Raw genomic sequence first — 16,142 nt, forward strand, 5'->3', positions numbered from 1 at the left:
CTACGCTTTTTAGTTGTTTTGCGTTATTTCATTCAACATTCGCATGCTTTTTGATCGTTTTGGATAAAGTAATTTTCATACAATCGCAGTAGCGCAATAAAAAACGCCGTGATAGTAGGCCCTACAATGATCCCCCAAAAACCAAATTGTGAAATCCCAGCGATCATGGAAAAGAAAATCAGCATTTCATTGATTTTAAGGGTGGTTTTAAAGATTCTTTTTTTAATAAAGACGATTAAAATTGGCTTGATCACGCTATCAATCAGCACGCTAATCAATAAAATGGAATACAAAGCGATAAATATCGCCTCATTCACATTTCCATGATAAAGCTCATAAATCGCTATAGGAATCCAAATCAAAGCCCCCCAACAGCCGGCACCAAAGACGCCAAGCCGTATAAAATCCCTAAAGACCAGCCGTCATGCCCAAACCATACGATCATCACCCCAAACGCCACGCCCTCTAAAATAACCGTGATGAGAGAAGTTAAAAGCACGATGCGTAAAATCCCAGCCACTTCTTCAAAAATCTTTTTGCTTTGATTGATTCCAAGAGGCAAGACCCCTAAAAAATAACGATAAAATCTCTCCCCGTAATAAAAAAGAAAAACAACAGCCCCAAGATAAACAAAGCGTCTGTAATGAGTTTCAAGCTGTATCTTCCCACATAGCTGCTTATTTTCAACAAATAGCCCGTGATGGAAGCGGCACTAAAATTTTCTAAAAACTTGCTCACTCCATCATGAATGGCAGGAAAATGCGATAAATTTTCGGTGATTATCCCTTTAAGCCATTTGATTAGGGCTGAAAATTTTTCAAAATTGATTTCAAAAATGATATTAGAACTTTTATAAACAATAAAATACAACGGCACGATCAAAACGCTCGCTAAAAACAAAACGCATAAAAACGAACTGACAATATTGAAAAAGCGCTTATCTAAAAAAACTTTCACTTGAAAAAACCCCACGCACAAAAGCCCAGCAATCAATGCATCCATTAAAAAATCTTGATACAGATAGATCATCCAATAAAAACCAATCAAAAAAAGAATCCAAAAAAATACTGAGCTTTCATGAAATTATCCCCATTAAACTGAACCAAAAATTATCAAATGTTAGCTAAAAAACGCTCTTTTAAGGATAAAAAATTTCTTTTAACTTATAATTAAAATCAAAAAGGCTTGTATTAATGGTGTTTTACAAATATTCAGGGAGCGGGAATGATTTTTTAATCGTTCAAAGCTTCAAAAAAAAGATTTTTCCAATTTAGCCAAGCAGGTGTGCCATAGGCATGAGGGTTTTGGGGCTGATGGGCTTGTAGTCGTCTTACCGAGTAAAGATTATGACTACGAATGGGATTTTTACAATTCAGACGGATCTAAAGCTGGCATGTGCGGGAATGCGAGCCGTTGCGTGGGGTTATTTGCCTACCAACATGCTATAGCCCCTAAAGAGCATGTTTTTTTAGCCGGGAAAAGAGAGATTTCTATTCGCATAGAAGAGCCCAATATTATTGAGAGCAATCTCGGTAACTACGAAATCCTAGACACCATACCCGCCTTAAGATGCAAAAATTTTTTTTCAAGCGACAGCGTTTTAGAACATATCCCTATGTTCTACCTCATAGATACAGGAGTGCCGCATTTAGTGGGATTTGTGGAAAATAAAGAATGGTTATTTTCTCTTAACACGCTAGAATTAAGGGCTTTAAGGCATGAATTTAACGCTAATATTAACATCGCTTTTATAGAAAATAAAGAGACGATTTTTTTACAAACTTATGAAAGAGGGGTTGAAGATTTCACGCTAGCTTGCGGGACAGGCATGGCGGCGGTTTTTATCGCCGCGCACATTTTTTATAACACGCCTAAAAAAGCCACTCTCATCCCTAAAAGCAACGAATCTTTAGAGCTTTCTTTAAAAAATGATGAAATTTTTTATAAAGGCGCGGTGCGTTATATTGGCATGAGCGTTTTGGGCAGTGTTTTTGAAAATGGGTGTTTTTGATCATTATTTCTTGTAATGGTAATGATTTTGTCGTAATTAAACATAATGCGCTATCATTTGCGAGTTGTTTTTAGCAATATAAAAAATATCCTAAAGGAATAAAACCATGCAAGCGTTAAAATCATTGCTTGAAGTGATTACAAAACTCCAGAATCTAGGCGGCTATTTGATGCATATAGCTATTTTCATCATTTTTATTTGGATTGGAGGGCTTAAGTTTGTGCCGTATGAAGCCGAAGGGATCGCCCCTTTTGTGGCTAATTCCCCTTTCTTTTCTTTCATGTATAAATTTGAAAAGCCCGCATACAAACAACACAAAATGTCTGAATCCCAATCCATGCAAGAAGAAATGCAAGATGACCCTAAAATCGTTGAAAACAAAGAATGGCATAAAGAAAACCGCACTTATTTAGTGGCTGAAGGTTTAGGGATCACGATCATGATCCTAGGTATTTTGGTGCTTTTAGGGCTTTGGATGCCTTTAATGGGCGTGATTGGGGGCTTGCTTGTCGCTGGAATGACGATCACGACTCTATCCTTTTTATTCACAACGCCAGAAGTGTTTGTCAATCAGCATTTCCCATGGCTTTCTGGGGCTGGAAGGCTAGTGGTTAAAGACTTGGCGTTATTTGCTGGAGGCTTGTTTGTGGCCGGATTTGATGCGAAACGCTATTTAGAGGGGAAAGGGTTTTGCTTGATGGATCGCTCATCGGTAGGGATTAAAACTAAATGCTCTAGCGGGTGTTGCTCTTAAAGAGCGAATACCTTAAAGTAGGCTTAAAGCCTACCAGAAGAATCACAATTGATAGAAGAATCTTGGTTAGCACCTTTTTTATAAATGATTGTTTTTAAAATGTGGCGTTTGACAAAGGAATTGACGCTTTCTACTTCTTCATCAGCTAGTCGTCTTAAAACATCATGCTCTTCTTTAGAGAGATAAAAAGTAACTGAAAAATTGCGTTTCAACTCATCTACAGCGACACGCTTACGACCGGGTTTTATATTTTTATTTCCTAATTCCATTAAAATTTCCTTTTTTAGTTAGTATGTTGTAACATCATGGTGGCTATTCTAACATGAAATAAACGCCATTTTATATTAAATCTAAAGAAAAATATTTTTAGATGTGCTAGAATACCCATTTGTTACAAGATAAGCTTTTTTATCAAAAAAATGATGACATAGGGGTAACAAGTGGCAATAAACACCTTTTTAAAACATTCTTTTTTGGTCTGTTTGTTAGCGGTTAATTCTTACGCTTTTGATTGGAATATTTTTAAATACAATCTGGGTTTCAATATGTTCATCATGGACCATGAAGGCTCAACGCCTTATTGGGTCAATACTAACACCAATCTTAAAACCCGTTTGACTCCAAATTTTGGGATCCAATTTTATACAAGAGGTGTGGAGCAAAGCTTGACTGTGGGGGCGTATTTCTTTCAAAACTTCCATAACTACAGCACTAATTTTCCCTACCGTTGGGGGCCTACTATGTATTATAAGGCTAGAGGGAAGCGTTTTACTTTTTATGGAGGGATTTTCCCTAGGAAAAACCTCTTAGGGAGGTATGGTTTGAATATTTTTGCCCCTTATTATTGGTTTATAGATCCCAACGCTAGAGGGTTTTTATTGCAATTTCAAAACCATTATTCGCCTTCAAAACCCTATTATGGGCATGCGGAGTTTATGCTAGATTGGTTTGGAGGCAATTGTTACAACACTTGTAAATTCGGGAGAAACCCTTATGGGAACGCAATGGACAGGTTTCAAATGAACGGCTCTGTCGCTTATAATTTCTTTAAGGATTTATTGGGTATTGGAGGGTATTTTGTCTTGTTCCATAACGAAGACAAATACCTTTTAAATGGGGCTGATGGCATGAAATTTAATGAAAAAAAGGCGATTGATAGCAATAATATTTATCTTATGGATCGCCTCTACTTTAACGCTTACATAGGGACAAGCCTTTTAGACATCGCCCCCTTTATGGAAAAACTCAACGCTAGTTTTGGCATGGTTTCTGAATTAAGCCGATTAAGGCAAATCCACAAAAATGTGCCTTTTATGAACAGCGTGGGCGGGCAATTTGATGTGGAGATCCAATACAAAGGCTTTGGAATACACAATTTATTTTTCTTCGCCAAGACCCCAGAGATGCCTTTTTATAACCAATACCAGTATGTTGAAATGTATTGCACGCCTTCTTACTGCCCCACGCCCATTTATCGTGGCGTGCCATTCTTTCAAGCTAATTTATACAATCGTTTTGATTTTTATTACAATTGGAAAAACGACTTCGCATCGGTCCGCATCAATTTCGTGCTTAATGCGATGCGTGGGGGCTTTGATAGGAGCTTGCCTTGGTCAGAATCTTACCAAGTGTATATGACGGTTGCTTTTGATCCTTATAACCTTATTAACAAAATTGCTAGAAAAAAGTGAAAATTCTTGACAACCAGTTAATTCGTCTTATATAATGCTATTTCATTTGTAGCCATTGTTAAGCAATGATTTTAAGCTATGGAAAAGAGGTGATAGCAGTATGCCAGGGATTAAGGTTAGAGAAGGCGATGCGTTTGATGAAGCTTATAGGAGATTCAAAAAGCAAACCGATCGCAATTTGGTGGTAACAGAATGCCGCGCTAGAAGGTTCTTTGAGTCTAAGACTGAAAAACGCAAAAAACAAAAAATCAGCGCTAAAAAGAAAGTCTTAAAGCGTCTTTATATGTTAAGGCGTTATGAATCAAGACTATAAGAACTTGAACGAATTTAAAATTTAAGGATTATTGAATAATGCAATTCACAGGGAAAAATGTTCTCATTACCGGGGCTTCTAAAGGCATTGGGGCTGAAATCGCCAAAACTCTCGCTTCTATGGGGCTGAAAGTTTGGATCAATTACCGCAGTAATGCTGAAGTGGCTGATGCTTTGAAAAATGAGCTTGAAGAAAAAGGCTATAAAGCGGCTGTCATTAAATTTGATGCGACTTCTGAAAGCGATTTTGTTGAAGCGATACAAACCATTGTCCAAAGCGATGGGGGTTTATCTTACTTGGTGAATAACGCCGGTGTGGTGCGCGATAAATTAGCGATCAAAATGAAAACAGAAGACTTTCACCATGTCATAGACAATAACCTCACTTCAGCCTTTATAGGTTGCAGAGAGGCTTTAAAGGTGATGAGTAAGAGTCGTTTTGGGAGCGTGGTTAATGTCGCTTCTATCATTGGTGAAAGAGGTAATATGGGGCAGACAAACTACTCAGCGAGTAAGGGGGGGATGATTGCGATGAGCAAGTCCTTTGCTTATGAGGGAGCTTTAAGGAATATTCGTTTCAACTGTGTAACGCCAGGCTTTATAGAAACCGACATGAACGCCACTTTAAAAGATGAAGTCAAAGCGGATTATGTTAAAAACATTCCTTTAAACAGGCTAGGATCTGCTAAAGAAGTGGCAGAAGCGGTAGCGTTTCTTTTGAGCGATCACTCTAGTTACATCACTGGAGAGACTCTCAAAGTCAATGGCGGGCTTTATATGTAGTCCTAAACAAAGGATTCTTTTAGCGATAAAAGTTTGTAAGTAGCAAAAATCATGCTAACATTATGAGGTTATTCTAAAACAAAGAGGTTATTATCAAATGGGGATTATTTACTTAATATTGTTTCTCATTGTGATTTATTTGTTGTATAGAATTTTAGATGTTTTGGAGCAAAAATAAACGCTCCAATGATTCAATTTAATTTTTACAAAACAAGGGAGTTTTAATTATGGCTTTATTTGAAGATATTCAGGCAGTTATTGCTGAGCAGTTGAATGTGGATGCGGCGCAAGTTACGCCAGAGGCGGAATTTGTGAAGGATTTGGGTGCGGACTCTTTAGATGTCGTGGAATTAATCATGGCGTTAGAAGAAAAGTTTGGCATTGAGATTCCTGATGAACAAGCGGAAAAAATCGTCAATGTGGGCGATGTGGTGAAGTATATTGAGGACAATAAACTAGCTTAATCTTTTTAACTTGGAGCGTTTGTCTCCAGGTTTTAGTCAAAAATTTAGCTTTAGCTAAAATCTAGTTTTATTGAATGAAAGTTTTTGAAATGAGGAGCTATTGGTGCGTCGGATTGTAGTAACTGGAATGGGAATGATCAATTCGCTAGGTTTAAATAAAGAAGATTCTTTTTTAGCGATCGCTAAGGGAGAATGCGGTATCAAACACATAGAAAGTTTTGATGCGAGCGCGTTTCCTGTGCGTATTGCTGGAGAAATCACTGACTTTGACCCTACAGAGGTGATGAATCCCAAAGATGTTAAAAAGGCGGGTCGTTTCATTCAATTAGCCTTGAAAGCCACAAGAGAGGCGATGAAAGATAGTGGGATTTTAGACGCTCACAATAGATGCCCTGAAGAATTGGCAAACCGCATGGGCGTAAGCTCTGGCTCTGGGATTGGCGGGTTAGGTAATATTGAAGCGAATTCCATTTTTTGTTTTGAAAAAGGCCCTAGAAAAGTCAATCCCTTTTTTATCACTTCTGCGTTAGTGAATATGATTGGTGGTTTCACTTCCATTGAGTTTGGCATTAAAGGGCCTAATCTCTCTAGCGTAACGGCTTGTGCAGCAGGCACTCATGCCATTATTGAAGCCGTTAAAACCATTTTGCTTAATGGGGCTGATAAAATGCTCGTCGTGGGAGCGGAATCCACCATTTGTCCTGTAGGGATTGGAGGGTTTGCGAGCATTAAAGCCCTTTCTACAAGGAATGATGAGCCTAAAAAAGCTTCAAGACCTTTTGATAAGGATCGCAATGGTTTTGTGATGGGAGAAGGCGCTGGGGCTTTGGTGCTTGAAGAATACGAGAACGCGAAAAAAAGAGGGGCAAAAATTTATGCAGAATTTGCCGGGTATGGCGAGAGCGGCGATGCTAACCACATCACAGCCCCGGCCCCTGAGGGTGAAGGGGCTTTTAGAGCCATGAAAATGGCTTTGGAAATGGCGAAAGTGGAAGTGGGCTATGTGAACGCTCATGGGACAAGCACGCATTATAATGATTGGTATGAAAGCATCGCTCTAAAAAATGTGTTTGGCTCTAAAGAAAAAGTCCCTCCCGTCAGCTCCACTAAAGGGCAGATTGGGCATTGCTTGGGCGCTGCGGGTGCGTTAGAAGCCGTTATTTCTATCATGGCCATGAATCAAGGGATCTTACCTCCTACCATCAATCAAGAAACGCCTGACCCAGAATGCGATCTGGATTATATCCCTAATACGGCCAGAGAAAAACAAGTGGATGCGGTGATGAGCAACTCATTTGGTTTTGGTGGCACTAATGGTGTTGTGATTTTCAAAAAAGCCTAGTTTTACAAAGTTAGGATTTTGAATGGCCGTTTATTTAGATTTTGAAAATCATATTAAAGAGATTCAAAATGAAATTGAATTAGCCCTTATTAGAGGCGATGAGGACGCTAAAGAAATCTTAGAAAAAAGATTGGACAAGGAAGTTAAAAGCATTTACTCCAATCTCACTGATTTTCAAAAACTCCAATTAGCAAGACACCCTGACAGACCCTACGCTATGGATTACATTGATCTCATCTTAAAAGATAAGTATGAAGTCTTTGGGGATAGGCACTATAACGATGATAAAGCGATCGTGTGTTTTATAGGGAAAATTGATAATGTTCCGGTTGTGGTGATCGGAGAAGAAAAGGGCAGAGGGACTAAAAACAAGCTCTTAAGAAATTTTGGCATGCCCAACCCTTGTGGCTATCGTAAAGCTTTGAAAATGGCAAAATTTGCTGAAAAGTTTAATTTACCTATTTTGATGCTTGTAGATACAGCCGGGGCGTATCCGGGGATTGGCGCAGAGGAAAGAGGCCAGAGTGAAGCGATCGCTAAAAACCTCCAAGAGTTCGCTTCCTTAAAAGTCCCTACTATTTCTGTAATTATCGGTGAAGGGGGCAGTGGTGGCGCGCTAGCAATTGCAGTGGCTGACAAATTGGCTATGATGGAATATTCCATTTTTAGCGTTATATCCCCAGAAGGTTGCGCGGCGATTCTTTGGGATGACCCTAGCAAAACTGAAGTGGCTATTAAAGCGATGAAAATCACGCCCAGAGACTTAAAGGAGGCGGGGCTTATTGATGATATTATTTTAGAGCCTAGCAAAGGGGCTCATAGAGACAAATTTTCAGCGGCTAACACGATCAAAGAATATTTTTTAGACGCTCTAAGGACTATCCAACAAGACCCTCATTTCCTTGACAACCGCTATCAAAAATTAATGTCGCTTGGTTCATTTGTGGAGAGCATGAATTAGATCTATCAAAAAATTCGCCTTAATGAAATCTTGATAATTGGTTCTTTAACTTTAAAAATTGTGTGTTTTTCTTAAAGAAATAAGGGGTATTTTGAAATAATTCTCCCCCTACAACTAAAATCTCCCCTAAATCCCTAAAGACCGCTTTAAAAAATACCGCTTGAATAAAATCAATCTCTCTACTATCCAATCTTAAAAATGCAATATTTTTTGATAACCAACGCTCAATAAAAACAAAGCCAAATTTTTCACCACTTGCTATCATTTTAGAAAAAAGCAGATATTTTACATAGTTTGTAAAATAATATAAAAACATCATTGTGTTACTAATCTGCTATCTCTATCCTTTTGTTTGAATATAAAAAGACAATCATCATGATCAGCGTATTGAATGAAAGCATTCTTATTTTACAATACAGAAGTTAGGTCTAATGGTATTTTAAAAAAGAAAGAAATCCCATGGTTATATATGAAAAAATCAAAAGCCGCTTTTCTAGGAATTGGTCTTTAAGGAATAGGGGCAGGCATTTTGCATCTTTGAGCGTGTATTTTTTCTCACTTTTTGTCATTACAGCGGTTAATAGAAATAGTGGAGTGGATTGGTCATTGATGCCTGAACATTTGATTTGGTGGTTTTTGATTTCTTTTAGTGGGGAATTTGTAGCAGACATGGCGTTTGGCAAAAAAAGTAAAATCCTTAAAACCCGCTTTGGAATTTCTATTGTAAGCGGCGTTTCACTATTGCTTGGCGCTTTACCAGCGCATTTATTTTTTGTATGGTTTGGTTTTATTAATTGGTGGGCTGTCCTTTTTATAGAAGCGGGAGCTGGGCTATTGGTGGGCTGTGTGATACAAAAGATTTTTTTTGGTAAATATTGGGTGGATCGCTATTATTAAGGCTCTCTTTTTTTCAAGCCTGAAAGCGTATTTTCTTATATTCCAATCAATTGGATAAGGGTTACCCTACTTAAGGCATCGCATCAAAAACCACGCTGATCCCATTTTTTAAAATGATAGGGTTTTTCGCGTCAGTGATATGGATAAAACGCACGCCATTGAGCAAATTAAGAGCGATTTCTTGTTGTCTGTTTTCTTTAGCAATGATTTGAATGATCTTTAAGTTTTCATCATAAAAAATGATTTTGGGTTGCCACAAAGGGTTATTAGAGCTTATTTTTAAATACGCGTTTTGATTCACGCTCAGCCAGTATTTCCCGCTCGCTTCCTTAAATTCCACAGGTTCACTACTTAAAACTAAGGCTCTCGCGTTAGGGAGCTTGACTTCTTGTAAAGAAAAATCGTATTCCCACTCTTTCAAGGATATGCGCCTAATATCCACAAAATCAAAACCATGCCTTTTCATCGTCTCTATCAAAATGTTAGGGTCTAAAACATATTCCGTTTTAAGCTCGTATGAAAAAACATTCTCGCCCAAAGAGCTTTGCATTTTAATAGGCAAAACATACGAATACCCCATCATGCTTAAAGAATTATTGATGCTTTTGGCAAACGCTAGGGGATTGCTTGAAGCCTTGAAAGTGATTTTCAACATGCTTGGCTTGTCAAAATTAAAAGACAAAAGCCCGTTTTCTTTGAGAGTGTTGAGCAGTTTCAAGGAATCCAAACGCCCCATTACATAGAAATCCTTACGATTTTTAAACAAACGCTCTAAAAAAAGCTTGTTCACCTGATAAGCTCGCTCCCCCATTAAATTCTCAATCCTATCATTTAAAGCATCAGCGCTTAAAAGCGTTCCCCCAACAATAAAAGCTAAAAAAAGGTTTTTCATTGCTGGAGTTCTTTGTATTGGGCCTCGTTGATGAGCGTTAAGCCTTTATTTGGCTCGTATAAAAACCGCCTAGTTTTTCCATCGTTATATTCTTGTTCTTGATGGTTGTTTTTAAGGCTAAGATGCCCATGCCCAAAACGCAACAACAAGCGGTGGTTTTTGGTTTCTAAAGAATAATTTTTTTTAAAAACCTTTTGAAAGGAGTTTTTTTTCTCATCTAAATCAATCACTTCCACCCAAATATCTTTTTTAGGGATAATATAAATGGTATTAGGATCTTCTTTGATCGCTTCTTTTTCTTGCTTGTCTTGTTCTTTTGGTTTTTCTTCTAGTTTAGGCGTTGGCTCTGGCTTGTTTTCTTCTGTAGGATTAACTTTATTGAAAGAATTCTTTTTAGTGCCGGATTTAATAGCGCTTTCTTGCCCTCTTTCTTCTTTTAAAGAAGAGCTGTTTTGAATGATAACGACCGCCAAAATAATGACAACCACCCCTAAAACCAAAACAAAGGGTTTCCATTTGGAAGATTTTTTGGATAATGAAGTATTGGCCTGATTGATGCTATAATCTATCTCAACTTTCAAAGGGTTTTTTGCTGTTTCTTCAGGGTCTGTTTCTTGATTTTGCTCTTCACTTGCACCCTCTTTAAAAGCGCACGCCTTATCAAATTCTTTCATCCATGCACTCAAATCAATTTTATACTCGCGCTCTAAAATTTGTATAAAGCCCCTAGCACGCACCCTTGATAAAGACTCATAACGCTTTTCTAATATGTAGTTGATATTTTTAGAAGCGATTTTAGTCGCTTTGTAAATTTCTTGTATGCCAATCTCTCTTAAAATCTGCAAATTTTTATCTAAATTTTTAAGCGATAATTCTTCTAATGCCGCACCAGAAATATCTTTAGAAATGTTTTGAACATCAGAAAGATCTAAATTTTCTAAACTTTTTTTATGCTGTTCCATTCAATTGACCACCTAGTTGATTTTATCCATTAAGATCCCTGCTGCCACGCTCACATTGAGCGAATCAAAATCTCTTCGCATTTTTACGCTCAATATAGCGTCCATTTTAGCAAGGATTTTTTAGACAACCCCTCATGCTCACTCCCCAAAAAAAGAGCGCATTTTTTTAAGGATAGATTTTCTACTTGACTAGAGCCTTGCATGCTCGTGCCCAAACATAAAAACCCGCTCGTTTTCAATTCATTGATCAAATCCAGCGTGTTAGGCGCAACGCTAAAAGGCAAATCATACATAAGCCCCAAGCTGGATCGCACAATCCCCTCATAAGCCAATTCTCTAGCAAAATCTAAAATAACGCCATCCATTCCTAAGCAATACGAGCTCCTAAAAATACCCCCAATATTCCCCACATCCGTAATCCCACAAAGCACCAAAAGTTTTTGAGCTTTTTTAACCTCTTTTAAAGAAACCGCCAAAGGCAGTTCCACCCTAGCTAAAACCCCTTGATGGTTCCCTCCCTTAGCCAAGCTTTGCGCTTTTTTATTATCCACTTTGATGATATTAGGGCATGCTTTTTTGAGCGCGAAAAAAAATTTTTTGTCTATTTCTTTAGAAAGATAGATTTCTTGCAATTTTTCTTGATGAGAGTTTAGAAGGTGCATAATCACTTGCTTGCCATAAATTACTGCCTGCATGCTAAACCCTTTTTATTGATTTTTTCTTCTAACAAACGCTGGAAATAAAGCTCTTTAGCGTTTTTTTGTGTCATAGCGGCTTCAATTTTAGCCTTAATTTTAGGAGGTAAATCCAACTCCAATAACGCCGATAGCCCCATGCAAGGCTCTATTTTTTTTTCATTCAAAAGCACTAAAACCCACTCCCCTTGGATATTATTTTGTTGCAACCGCTCTATGATTTGAGAAATTTCTCCTAAATAATACTGCTGGTGGAGTTTGGTAAGCTCTTTAGCCGCAAACAAATGCATGCCTTGAGCCAAATCGTTTAAATCCTTTAAAGTCTCCAACAATCGGTGCGGGCTTTCATAAAAAACCACCGGGGTTTTTTCTTCTAAATACGCTAAAGCGTTTAAAATTTTAGCGATTTTTAAGCGCCTTTCCTTACTCTTATGAGGTAAAAAGCCGGCGTAAAAAAACCGCCCTTCTAAAAACCCGCTCGCGCAAAACGCCGTAGTGAGTGCGTTAGCCCCAGGCAAAACATCGTATTGAATGTTATGTTTCAAAGCGTAAGCGGCTAAACTCATGCCTGGATCGCTCAAGCTTGGCATGCCCGCATCGCTCATCACAGCGATTTCTTTGTCAAAAAAAGAAGGCTCTATTTGGTTTAAAAATTCCTGATCATTATGCGAATGGAAAGCGATAAACTCCCTTTTTTTAGTAGCGATATTTGGGAAAGAATGGCTGATAATAGGGTTTTGTGCAAGCAAGTGCAACAACCTCTTACTCACCCTTGTATCCTCGCATAAAAAAATCTCGCAACGCTCTAAAACTTCTAGTGTGCGTAGCGTAATGTCAGCGAGATTACCTATAGGAGTGGGCAAAAAATACAGCACAAAAAGCCACGCTTTTTAAAAGAGTTACTTCAAGTTGTAGCGTTGCTTGAATTTTTCTACTCTCCCTGCAGTGTCAGCGATTTTATCGCTACCGGTATAGAAAGGGTGGCAAAAGCTAGAAATATCAATACGCATTTCAGGTTTGGTGCTTAAAACTTCAATTTCTTTCCCGCTCGTTACGCAAGTAACTTTGCATGGGATGTATTCGGGGTGAATGCCTTTTTTCATCAAGTATCCTTTATTTTTAAATTTAAACTTAAAATTATAGCATAAGTAACAACAAATTAAAACCACTCTAAAGTTAAAATAAAATTTGACTTTGTTAAAAAAATTATGATAGCATAGCAAAGCATTACGAAATTCAACACTTGTGGCATGCGCCACTTATTAGCATCTTTTGGTTACACTAATTTTTTAAGAATGCTTTAGCTTTTTGTATTTTTATCTTAATTGCAACAAACTAGAAACCTCTTTTTGTTAAAAGGAAATTTAATGAACGAAAACGCGCCTACGCACAAAAGTTCGCACAAAGTCAAAACACACACGCCAGTGAGCGGTTATCACATTGAATATTTACGCACCTACCCTACTGAAAAGCTTTTAGAAATCGCTAACAAGCTCAAAGTAGAAAACCCCCAAGAATTCAAACGACAAGACTTGATGTTTGAAATTTTAAAAACCCAAGTCACGCAAGGCGGATACATTCTTTTTACCGGGATTTTAGAAATCATGCCTGATGGCTATGGCTTTTTAAGGGGGTTTGATGGGAGTTTTTCAGACGGGCATAACGACACTTATGTTAGCCCTTCTCAAATCAGGCGCTTTGCTTTAAGGAATGGCGATATTGTTACCGGTCAAGTGCGATCCCCCAAAGACCAGGAAAAATACTACGCCCTTTTGAAAATAGAAGCCATCAATTATTTGCCTTCAGATGAGATTAAAAACCGCCCTTTGTTTGACAATCTAACCCCCCTATTCCCTGATGAACAAATCAAATTAGAATACGAACCCACTAAAGTTACCGGCAGGATGCTGGATTTATTCAGCCCTGTGGGGAAAGGTCAAAGGGCTTTGATCGTTGCACCACCACGAACCGGGAAAACGGAGCTGATGAAAGAGCTCGCCCAAGGCATCACTTCTAACCACCCTGAAGTGGAGCTGATCATCCTTTTAGTGGATGAGCGCCCTGAAGAGGTAACGGATATGCAACGAAGCGTTAAAGGTCAAGTTTTTAGCTCCACTTTTGATTTGCCCGCTAATAACCACATAAGAATCGCTGAATTAGTCTTAGAAAGGGCTAAAAGGCGCGTGGAAATGGGCAAAGATGTGGTGGTTTTATTAGATTCTATCACCCGTTTAGCCAGAGCGTATAACGCTGTAACGCCTTCAAGCGGTAAGGTTTTAAGCGGGGGCGTGGATGCGAACGCCTTGCACAGACCCAAGCGCTTTTTTGGAGCCGCAAGGAATATTGAAGAAGGCGGGAGCTTGACGATTATCGCTACGGCGTTGATTGAAACGGGATCTAGAATGGATGAGGTGATTTTTGAAGAATTTAAAGGCACCGGGAATAGCGAAATCGTTTTAGCGAGGAATATTGCGGACAGGCGCATTTACCCAGCCTTTGATATTTTAAAATCCGGCACACGAAAAGATAATATCTTGCTTGGCAAAGACCGCTTGACTAAAGTGTGGGTTTTAAGGAATGTGATGCAACAAATGGATGACATAGAAGCCTTAAGCTTTGTGTATTCTAAAATGCAACAAACTAAGGACAATGAAGAATTTTTAAATTTAATGAATGAAAAATAAAATCCCTCATTAAATCCCATTAAATTAAAAAAAGTGTCATGAAAATAGGCGTTTTTGATAGCGGTGTGGGAGGGTTTAGCGTTTTAAAAAGCCTTTTAAAAGCGCAACTATTTGATGAAATCATCTATTACGGCGATAGCGCTAGAGTGCCTTATGGCACTAAAGACCCCACCACGATCAAGCAATTTGGCTTAGAGGCTTTGGATTTTTTCAAACCGCACCAGATTGGATTATTGGTTGTGGCATGCAACACAGCGAGCGCTCTAGCTTTAGAAGAGATGCAAAAGCATTCCAAAATCCCTATTGTGGGCGTGATTGAGCCAAGCATTTTAGCGATCAAACAACAAGTAAAAGATAAAAACGCCTCTATTTTAGTGCTAGGGACAAAAGCGACGATCCAATCCAACGCTTATGACAACGCCCTGAAACAACAAGGCTATTTGAATGTTTCGCATTTAGCCACTTCTCTTTTTGTGCCTTTGATTGAAGAAAATATTTTAGAGGGCGAATTGTTAGAAACTTGCATGCGTTATTATTTCACTCCCTTAAAGATTTTACCTGAAGTGATCATTTTAGGTTGCACGCATTTTCCCTTAATCGCTCAAAAAATTGAGGGCTATTTTATGGAGCATTTTGCCCTTTCAACGCCCCCCCTACTCATCCATTCGGGCGATGCTATTGTAGAATATTTGCAACAAAAATACACCCTTAAGAAAAATGCACACGCATTCCCTAAAGTGGAATTTCATGCGAGCGGCGATGTGATCTGGCTAGAAAAACAGGCTAAAGAATGGCTCAAATTGTAAAAGGACTTGACATGTTTAAAGATTTTTATCGCACCACCCTCTCTTTTTTAAAGCCTTTATTGCTTTTATTGGGTTTATTATTGCCGTTTTCACTTTGTATAGCTGATGAATATATTAGCATCAGTGATGATTGGGATGAAAGGGCGCGAAATCAATGGGATGAAATTGCACGAAATCATAAGACATATTATTTTGAAAATGGTTTAGACCATTTTAATCAAGGCCAATACAAGCAAGCCTTTAAAGATTTTAGATTGGCGCAAGAATACAGCATTGGGCTTGGCAGCGTTTATTTAGCCAAAATGTATTTGGAGGGAAAGGGCGTGAAAGTGGATTACAAAAAAGTGCAATTCTATGCAGAAAACGCTATCAAAGGGTATGGGAGCGGGTTGTTAGGGGGCGCTCTTATTTTAGGACGCATGCAAGCGCAAGGCTTAGGGATGAAAAAGGATTTGAAACAAGCGCTTAAGACTTACAGGCATGTGGTTCGCATGTTTTCTAATAAAAGCACAAATTATTTTGCTAACAATTTTAGATTACCAAACCTTGCGTTCACTAGTATGCTTATTGGATCGCGATTCATTGATCTTTCAAGTTTGAGTGCGAATCCTATAAAATTTGGAAAGAAGTTTGGAATACTTGTTAAGAAATCCACTCAAATCAAAGATAAGACACTTCTTTGGGAAGACATTGCTGAAATTTCAAGCAATATTATTTTACTCAAACAACAAATGGGGGAGATCCTTTATAGAATTGGAATCGCTTATAAAGAAGGGCTTGGCGTTAGAAAACAAAAAAATAGGGCTAAAAAATTCCTGCAAAAATCCGCAGAATTTGGTTATGAAAAAGCTATGGAAGCTCTGTAGTTTTTCATCAAACTTGTTTGAC

General features: G+C 38.3%; 17 protein-coding genes and 3 pseudogenes. 12 read left to right on the plus strand and 8 right to left on the minus strand.

Annotated features, from left to right (window positions below; all coding sequences use genetic code 11):
* Positions 1–32 precede the first annotated feature (32 nt).
* Positions 33–1,029 (minus strand): annotated as a pseudogene (locus tag D2C78_06390) (AI-2E family transporter).
* 164 nt (positions 1,030–1,193) lie between these two features.
* On the opposite strand from D2C78_06390, the pseudogene D2C78_06395 reads away from it, so the two are divergent.
* Both D2C78_06395 and D2C78_06400 read left to right on the plus strand, forming a co-directional pair.
* Positions 1,194–2,011, plus strand: a pseudogene (locus tag D2C78_06395) (diaminopimelate epimerase).
* Between the two features lie 106 nt (positions 2,012–2,117).
* On the plus strand, positions 2,118–2,765 hold the full coding sequence (locus D2C78_06400) for a DUF417 domain-containing protein (GenBank protein QEF35513.1): 648 nt from the start codon (positions 2,118–2,120) through the stop codon (positions 2,763–2,765).
* A gap of 23 nt (positions 2,766–2,788) precedes the next feature.
* Here the strand turns inward: D2C78_06400 and D2C78_06405 are convergent, their stop codons facing one another.
* Positions 2,789–3,034 carry a hypothetical protein gene (locus D2C78_06405; GenBank protein QEF35514.1) on the minus strand — a complete coding sequence of 82 codons (246 nt, stop codon included), beginning with the start codon at positions 3,032–3,034 and terminating at the stop codon, positions 2,789–2,791.
* A 171-nt stretch (positions 3,035–3,205) separates the two neighbouring features.
* On the opposite strand from D2C78_06405, the gene D2C78_06410 reads away from it, so the two are divergent.
* The 6 genes from D2C78_06410 to accA all read left to right on the plus strand — a co-directional run bounded on the left by D2C78_06410 (position 3,206) and on the right by accA (position 8,318).
* On the plus strand, positions 3,206–4,456 hold the full coding sequence (locus D2C78_06410; protein ID QEF35515.1) for a hypothetical protein: 1,251 nt from the start codon (positions 3,206–3,208) through the stop codon (positions 4,454–4,456).
* A gap of 100 nt (positions 4,457–4,556) precedes the next feature.
* On the plus strand, positions 4,557–4,769 hold the full coding sequence (gene rpsU, locus D2C78_06415; GenBank protein QEF35516.1) for a 30S ribosomal protein S21: 213 nt from the start codon (positions 4,557–4,559) through the stop codon (positions 4,767–4,769).
* Positions 4,770–4,807: 38 nt separating this feature from the next.
* Positions 4,808–5,551, plus strand: a complete 744-nt coding sequence (fabG, locus tag D2C78_06420; GenBank protein QEF35517.1) for a 3-oxoacyl-ACP reductase FabG — start codon at positions 4,808–4,810, stop codon at positions 5,549–5,551.
* 227 nt (positions 5,552–5,778) lie between these two features.
* Positions 5,779–6,015 (plus strand): acyl carrier protein, encoded by a 237-nt coding sequence (acpP, locus tag D2C78_06425; protein QEF35518.1) that lies wholly within the window; start codon positions 5,779–5,781, stop codon positions 6,013–6,015.
* Positions 6,016–6,118: 103 nt separating this feature from the next.
* Positions 6,119–7,357: a beta-ketoacyl-ACP synthase II gene (locus tag D2C78_06430; GenBank protein ID QEF35832.1), complete on the plus strand. Its 1,239-nt coding sequence runs from the start codon at positions 6,119–6,121 to the stop codon at positions 7,355–7,357.
* Between the two features lie 22 nt (positions 7,358–7,379).
* Positions 7,380–8,318 (plus strand): acetyl-CoA carboxylase carboxyl transferase subunit alpha, encoded by a 939-nt coding sequence (gene accA / locus D2C78_06435; GenBank protein ID QEF35519.1) that lies wholly within the window; start codon positions 7,380–7,382, stop codon positions 8,316–8,318.
* A 19-nt stretch (positions 8,319–8,337) separates the two neighbouring features.
* Here accA and D2C78_06440 read toward each other — a convergent pair whose 3' ends face one another.
* Entirely contained in the window at positions 8,338–8,637 is a 300-nt protein-coding gene (locus D2C78_06440; GenBank protein QEF35520.1) for a hypothetical protein, read from the minus strand.
* A 140-nt stretch (positions 8,638–8,777) separates the two neighbouring features.
* Here D2C78_06440 and D2C78_06445 point away from each other — a divergent pair, with 140 nt between their 5' ends.
* A complete protein-coding gene (locus tag D2C78_06445; protein QEF35521.1) occupies positions 8,778–9,215 on the plus strand; it encodes a hypothetical protein in 438 nt (145 codons plus the stop codon).
* A 70-nt stretch (positions 9,216–9,285) separates the two neighbouring features.
* Here the strand turns inward: D2C78_06445 and D2C78_06450 are convergent, their stop codons facing one another.
* The 5 genes and pseudogenes from D2C78_06450 to rpmE form a co-directional block, all read right to left on the minus strand.
* Positions 9,286–10,107 (minus strand): hypothetical protein, encoded by an 822-nt coding sequence (locus D2C78_06450; protein QEF35522.1) that lies wholly within the window; start codon positions 10,105–10,107, stop codon positions 9,286–9,288.
* On the minus strand, positions 10,104–11,069 hold the full coding sequence (locus D2C78_06455; protein QEF35523.1) for a sialidase: 966 nt from the start codon (positions 11,067–11,069) through the stop codon (positions 10,104–10,106). The genes D2C78_06450 and D2C78_06455 overlap by 4 nt, the downstream gene beginning before the upstream one ends.
* 12 nt (positions 11,070–11,081) lie before the next feature.
* Positions 11,082–11,764 (minus strand): annotated as a pseudogene (gene rlmB, locus D2C78_06460) (23S rRNA (guanosine(2251)-2'-O)-methyltransferase RlmB).
* Entirely contained in the window at positions 11,752–12,639 is an 888-nt protein-coding gene (rsmI, locus tag D2C78_06465; protein ID QEF35524.1) for a 16S rRNA (cytidine(1402)-2'-O)-methyltransferase, read from the minus strand. Before rsmI ends, rlmB begins: the two are co-directional and overlap by 13 nt.
* A gap of 24 nt (positions 12,640–12,663) precedes the next feature.
* Complete coding sequence (gene rpmE, locus D2C78_06470; protein QEF35833.1) at positions 12,664–12,867, minus strand: 50S ribosomal protein L31; 204 nt, start codon at positions 12,865–12,867, stop codon at positions 12,664–12,666.
* A gap of 264 nt (positions 12,868–13,131) precedes the next feature.
* Between rpmE and rho the strand changes: the two genes are divergently transcribed.
* From rho to D2C78_06485, 3 genes are read left to right on the plus strand one after another with little or no spacing between them, the layout of a single operon-like run.
* Positions 13,132–14,448 (plus strand): transcription termination factor Rho, encoded by a 1,317-nt coding sequence (gene rho, locus D2C78_06475; GenBank protein QEF35525.1) that lies wholly within the window; start codon positions 13,132–13,134, stop codon positions 14,446–14,448.
* A gap of 38 nt (positions 14,449–14,486) precedes the next feature.
* On the plus strand, positions 14,487–15,254 hold the full coding sequence (locus D2C78_06480; GenBank protein QEF35526.1) for a glutamate racemase: 768 nt from the start codon (positions 14,487–14,489) through the stop codon (positions 15,252–15,254).
* 11 nt (positions 15,255–15,265) lie between these two features.
* Positions 15,266–16,120, plus strand: a complete 855-nt coding sequence (locus tag D2C78_06485; protein ID QEF35527.1) for a sel1 repeat family protein — start codon at positions 15,266–15,268, stop codon at positions 16,118–16,120.
* The last annotated feature ends 22 nt before the right edge of the window (positions 16,121–16,142 follow it).

Origin of the sequence: Helicobacter pylori (assembly GCA_008032935.1) — a bacterium.
Taxonomy (GTDB): domain Bacteria; phylum Campylobacterota; class Campylobacteria; order Campylobacterales; family Helicobacteraceae; genus Helicobacter; species Helicobacter pylori_CX.

What these genes read in the sequence shown, in the direction of transcription:
- D2C78_06455 (QEF35523.1), bottom strand. Translation starts at nt 11,069, where the DNA reads ATGGAACAGCATAAAAAAAGTTTAGAAAATTTAGATCTTTCTGATGTT.
- D2C78_06485 (QEF35527.1), top strand. Translation starts at nt 15,266, where the DNA reads ATGTTTAAAGATTTTTATCGCACCACCCTCTCTTTTTTAAAGCCTTTA.
- rpsU (QEF35516.1), top strand. Translation starts at nt 4,557, where the DNA reads ATGCCAGGGATTAAGGTTAGAGAAGGCGATGCGTTTGATGAAGCTTAT.
- fabG (QEF35517.1), top strand. Translation starts at nt 4,808, where the DNA reads ATGCAATTCACAGGGAAAAATGTTCTCATTACCGGGGCTTCTAAAGGC.
- D2C78_06405 (QEF35514.1), bottom strand. Translation starts at nt 3,034, where the DNA reads ATGGAATTAGGAAATAAAAATATAAAACCCGGTCGTAAGCGTGTCGCT.
- rho (QEF35525.1), top strand. Translation starts at nt 13,132, where the DNA reads ATGAACGAAAACGCGCCTACGCACAAAAGTTCGCACAAAGTCAAAACA.
- D2C78_06450 (QEF35522.1), bottom strand. Translation starts at nt 10,107, where the DNA reads ATGAAAAACCTTTTTTTAGCTTTTATTGTTGGGGGAACGCTTTTAAGC.
- rpmE (QEF35833.1), bottom strand. Translation starts at nt 12,867, where the DNA reads ATGAAAAAAGGCATTCACCCCGAATACATCCCATGCAAAGTTACTTGC.
- acpP (QEF35518.1), top strand. Translation starts at nt 5,779, where the DNA reads ATGGCTTTATTTGAAGATATTCAGGCAGTTATTGCTGAGCAGTTGAAT.
- D2C78_06480 (QEF35526.1), top strand. Translation starts at nt 14,487, where the DNA reads ATGAAAATAGGCGTTTTTGATAGCGGTGTGGGAGGGTTTAGCGTTTTA.
- D2C78_06440 (QEF35520.1), bottom strand. Translation starts at nt 8,637, where the DNA reads ATGATGTTTTTATATTATTTTACAAACTATGTAAAATATCTGCTTTTT.
- accA (QEF35519.1), top strand. Translation starts at nt 7,380, where the DNA reads ATGGCCGTTTATTTAGATTTTGAAAATCATATTAAAGAGATTCAAAAT.
- D2C78_06400 (QEF35513.1), top strand. Translation starts at nt 2,118, where the DNA reads ATGCAAGCGTTAAAATCATTGCTTGAAGTGATTACAAAACTCCAGAAT.
- D2C78_06445 (QEF35521.1), top strand. Translation starts at nt 8,778, where the DNA reads ATGGTTATATATGAAAAAATCAAAAGCCGCTTTTCTAGGAATTGGTCT.